The sequence below is a fragment of the Chloroflexota bacterium genome (genome assembly GCA_018648225.1).
Taxonomy (GTDB): Bacteria; Chloroflexota; Anaerolineae; order Anaerolineales; family UBA11858; genus NIOZ-UU35.
Genome location: JABGRQ010000031.1, coordinates 1 through 4,498, shown reverse-complemented (window position 1 = coordinate 4,498; position 4,498 = coordinate 1). Strand labels below are relative to the sequence as shown.

Genomic DNA, 4,498 nt, shown 5'->3' with positions numbered 1-4,498 from the left:
GTGCCAATCACACTCTCGGATTTTTCCGTGTTTGTTTCGGTTGTACAAAGTCCAAGGGACTATATACGCATATACACATTGGATGCCACACAATACCTGGACGCCCAGGTTCATATGGTGCCTCACAACTGGTTTATTCGCCAAGAAATGGTACCGGCGCGCGTCGATATGCTGGATAATCAGGGCATTGTTGCAGAAAATCCACCTGGTTTGCAAGGCTACGGTACGATGCTCGTGGTGCCTCAGGGCGAAGATCGCACAACGCGCTTCGAGTTTGGCTTGCCAGCCGAAATAGTTTTGCGTCAATCAACAGATGTCATCTGGCAATATCAGTTGCGCGTGCAAAAACAGGCGGGCACCCTGGCTGTTCCGTTGCATCTGCAAGTGCTGCTGCCAGAGGGTGCTGAAGTTGTCTCAACTCAACCCGAGGGCATCGTACAAAATGGCCGTTGGCAGGCAGATATCCCCCTATGGACGGACATAGACATTATTGTGGAGTTTAGCGTGCCATGAAAACGAAGCGCCTCAATATTCTCTTCCCGCTGCTCATCAGCCTTATATTGGGGATTGTTTATACCTTAACGATTGCTCCCGGTCTCTCCTGGGCGAATCGGGGTGCTGATGGCGGCGATTTCATCACCGCTGCGGCAACGGGGGGCGTGGCACATCCAACCGGATACCCTACTTATTTGGCGCTGGCGTGGTTCTTCCAGCAACTACCGCTTGGTAATCTGGCTTTTCGTACCAATCTTATGTCGGCGTTTTTTGCGATACTCACAGCCTTGTTCGTGGCGGATTTGGTCAGATGTAGTTTCAGTGGCAGTGAACAGAATACGCGTTGGGCAGGTTTTCTCGCTGGATTGGCCTTTGGGCTATCACAGTTATTTTGGTCACAAGCGCTGATTACTGAAGTGTACACGCTAAACGCTTTCTTTGTTATCTTGCTCTTGTGGCTGAGCCTGGCTGCACTCAAACCTGAGCAACATGTATTTTTCAAGCCCGTTTGGCTCGAACGTCTCGGTGGATTGATTTTTGGCCTGGCGTTGGGCAACCAGATTACCGTGGTTTTTTTGTTGCCTGTGTGGCTGCTGTTTGGTACGCGCCGTTTAACCGAGGGGCAAGCGCTCCAAAAACGGAACTCGTTTATACACCCGCAGCAAATTAACTGGCCAGGTCTGGCGCGTCGGGTTGGCTGGTTGTGTATCGGCCTGCTTATTTATGCGACTATTCCCCTGCGGGCGCGCTCCGGCTCCCCGGTTAATTGGGGATATGCAATTGATTGGGATGGCTTCTGGTGGTTGATCTCCGGTGGTAACTATCAAGGACGTGTTTTTAATCTCCCGGCAGAATATCTCTGGCCGCGTATTCGTAATTGGGCCGGTTGGTTGCAAACTCAATTTGGCATTATTGGATTGACAATTGGCTTTTATGGGTTGCTCTATGGCACACCGCGCGTAAAACGCTATTACTGGATCACAGGCTGGATTTTCCTGGCTTATAGTATATTCTCGGTTGGTTATGATTCATCTGATTCGTATGCCTTGCTGATTCCCGCCTATCTTGTTTTTGCCATCTGGATCGGGTTGGGTGTGGGAAAATTGCTGGAAGAAGTTGAAAAGCTACCCCGGAAGGCATGGTTGTATCCGTTGGTCATAACCCTGACCCTGGGCGTGATTCTGGTCAATACCGGGTTACTTTACCCCCAAGTAGATGCCAGCCGGGATAAACGTGCGGAAATCTTTGCCCAAACCGTACTGGCAACTGCTCCCCCCCATGCAATTATCTTCACCAGCGACGATGAAGATGTGTTCGCGCTGCGCTACTATACCTACGCACTCGGTCAGCGACCGGACATCGCCATTTTTAGCGGGGCATTGCAGTTCGGTTGGTATCAAGAAGTCATGCGATACACCTATCCCGATCTCGTTATCCCGATCGCAGCTGATGATTGTTTGGCATGCACACGCAGCGTTTTAATCACCACCAACCGTGAGCGCCCAATTTGCGAGTCCTATCCCTTCGAAACTGATGTTTTGGTGTGCGAACCCTGAAGCGGATCAATCTCGGACGGAATATCGACCCGACTATCGAAACCCGGATGGAATTCGGATTAAAATTTCACCGAACTATGTATAATATACTTAAGTCCGATGACGTTTATGTCATTTCCAACCATCGTATCGTAAAAGGAGTGTAACTATGAAAAAATTCAAGTTTGTGGTACTAGTCGCAGCCGTTATGATCATCACCCTGTTGAGCGTAACTGGCGTATGGGCTGGCTCCCTGCAACAAGATTCTGAGACATCTGGCACTGCAAGTGGTGCCGGTCAGCGGGTACTTGATCCTGCTACTTTGCCCGCGGCCCCGACGGGGCTTACCACCTATGCTGCTGTGTACCAGGCAAGCCCGGGCCTCGTGTGCTTCACGGTTCCGTGGGGCCAGAATGTCCAAAATCCGACCATTCGTGTTTTGGATAGTGGCTCATGGACTTCAAGCGGTATCACGACTACGTTGAGCGGTATTGCCCCCGATGGCTCGGGTTTGCAGTACTGTGCAAGTGTCGGCGCTGGCACCTTCGCTCTCCAGGGCTACTAAACCGATTGAATCTTTGTAGTAAAAAAATAGGGCTGAGATTATTCTTAGCCCTATTTTGCTTTCAGGGAAAGCTGTTTCTCATTTTATCTCGCTGCGGTATACTTGATGCGGAGGATAGAAGATGCCTAAATTACGATTGATAAAAATTCCATTATTGCTTATCCCGTTCACACTTATTTTTACTGCCTGTGGTACAGCTGCACCTACAGGGACATCTGCCCCGGAAAGAGAACCGTTGGCTTATAGCGAGATGTCGCTAGGCACGGATGAGTTTATTCATATTTCGGGACATCAATCTGTAGTGACGAAGCCTTTTACACTCGAAGGGGCCGGGGGACTGCGAGTATATTGGCGGCAAGATTGTGATGAATTTGTTTTGAAAACTATCAACACCAATGAAACTTTGGCTGAAGCTCCGCTGGGCACTTTGATCCACGAAGGAATTCTAGGTCCGTCTGAGGCAGTCGATGATCCGCCCTGGGTTGTTCCTTTTGAGTATGTGCCTGGTGAATATGTGATGAGCATTGAAGCCAAAGGTGACTGCACCTGGGAAGTTTGGGCCAAGGTCATTTTCCCTGAAGGAAGTTAATCGGGAAGAAAATAAAGCTGAGGGGAATTATGCAATCACTATTCCATAGGTGATCCGGAACAGGCTTTTAATTATCAACAATGCCAGAAAAACAAAAGCGCTTTTCTTTGAGTTTGCTGTTGAAATTAGCCGCTGGTTTGGTACTCTTTGTTTTGTCGTTGTGGGGTATCCAGTGGCAGCAACTGCTTGATGTGCTGAAAGCAGTCAATATGATTTGGCTGCTGTTGGCTTTAGTTTCAATGGCCGTGAGCCTGTTTATAAAAGCCTATCGTTGGTTGATAATGTTGCGAAATTATGGTGTAGAAGTGTCTTTGCGCCATGTAAGTGAGGCTTATTTTGTTGGGCTAGTGGTAAACTTGCTTGCTCCAGCTCGTGGCGGGGATATTGTGCGCCTTGGAATGCTCAGTGCCTATCAACCGGCGACTGCTGCTCAGGTCGCCGCGACAATTGCCTTGGAAAAATTTCTAGATTTGCTGACCCTGGTGGTGATTTCTCTTACAGTGGCAGTTTATTTGCCCCCAGAGGGAACGCTCTGGTTGCGCGAATGGTTATTGCCGATAAGCAGCGCAGCTTTAGTGGGCTTGATGGTTGTTGTCGTATTTGGGCCGGGTGTCTGGCAGAAAATCGAACCCGATTTTCGTCGCTTCTCGCAGTCATGGGTTCAACGGGGCATCAGCCTGATCAATAATTTTATAGAGAGCAGCCTTTGGTTGCGAGATAAGGCACATTTGTTACCTATACTCGGCCTGACGTTATTGGTATGGTTTACGATGTGGCTTAATAATGCTGTTCTCTTCCGCGGCCTTGGAATGGAACTGCCCGTGAGTGCTGGTTTGCTGGTACTTGTGCTGGGTTATGTGCGCATGTTGTTAGCTTTACCTACGGGTAGCATTGGCCCTTTTTATTTTTTTGCCCAACTTAGTGTGAGTACGTTTGGGGTTGATTCAGAACTTGCGTTGGTTTTTGCCATTTTGCTTCACGCGGTTGTTACCTTGACGCCGATCCTCGTGAGTGGGGGCTTGTTACTGGCATCGGATGAAATGCGCAGATTGACACAAATGATATGGAAATCAAATGCCCCCGAAACTGGTTAGCGTTATCATCCCGGCTAAAGACGCCGAAAAAACGATTGGCGAATGTTTGCAGGCTGTGATATCGCAACGTGAACTATATTTTGAATATGAAGTGATTGTTGTAGACGACGGTTCACAAGATCGTACTGCTGATATTGCCGCAAATTTTGGGGTGCAGGTTGTTCGTCAACAAAATACCGGCCCAGGGGGAGCGCGCAACACCGGGGTAGCCGAAGCTCGG

Annotated in this window: 6 protein-coding genes; all 6 read left to right on the top strand. The window is 49.1% G+C overall.

The window, feature by feature from the left end:
* Positions 1 to 78 precede the first annotated feature (78 nt).
* A complete protein-coding gene (locus HN413_01445; GenBank protein MBT3389055.1) occupies positions 79 to 513 on the top strand; it encodes a hypothetical protein in 435 nt (144 codons plus the stop codon).
* Positions 510 to 2,051, top strand: coding sequence for a DUF2723 domain-containing protein (locus HN413_01440; protein MBT3389054.1), 1,542 nt, complete (start codon positions 510 to 512; stop codon positions 2,049 to 2,051). Before HN413_01445 ends, HN413_01440 begins: the two co-directional genes overlap by 4 nt.
* A gap of 148 nt (positions 2,052 to 2,199) precedes the next feature.
* On the top strand, positions 2,200 to 2,595 hold the full coding sequence (locus HN413_01435; GenBank protein ID MBT3389053.1) for a hypothetical protein: 396 nt from the start codon (positions 2,200 to 2,202) through the stop codon (positions 2,593 to 2,595).
* Between the two features lie 121 nt (positions 2,596 to 2,716).
* Positions 2,717 to 3,184 (top strand): hypothetical protein, encoded by a 468-nt coding sequence (locus tag HN413_01430; protein ID MBT3389052.1) that lies wholly within the window; start codon positions 2,717 to 2,719, stop codon positions 3,182 to 3,184.
* Positions 3,185 to 3,264: 80 nt separating this feature from the next.
* Positions 3,265 to 4,278, top strand: coding sequence for a flippase-like domain-containing protein (locus tag HN413_01425; GenBank protein ID MBT3389051.1), 1,014 nt, complete (start codon positions 3,265 to 3,267; stop codon positions 4,276 to 4,278).
* The coding region (locus HN413_01420) for a glycosyltransferase (protein MBT3389050.1) at positions 4,259 to 4,498 on the top strand (240 nt) is incomplete at its 3' end. The genes HN413_01425 and HN413_01420, both read left to right, overlap by 20 nt.

Bases quoted from the DNA above. Each gene is read 5' to 3' on its own strand.
- HN413_01440 (MBT3389054.1), top strand. From the start codon at position 510: ATGAAAACGAAGCGCCTCAATATTCTCTTCCCGCTGCTCATCAGCCTT.
- HN413_01435 (MBT3389053.1), top strand. From the start codon at position 2,200: ATGAAAAAATTCAAGTTTGTGGTACTAGTCGCAGCCGTTATGATCATC.
- HN413_01430 (MBT3389052.1), top strand. From the start codon at position 2,717: ATGCCTAAATTACGATTGATAAAAATTCCATTATTGCTTATCCCGTTC.
- HN413_01425 (MBT3389051.1), top strand. From the start codon at position 3,265: ATGCCAGAAAAACAAAAGCGCTTTTCTTTGAGTTTGCTGTTGAAATTA.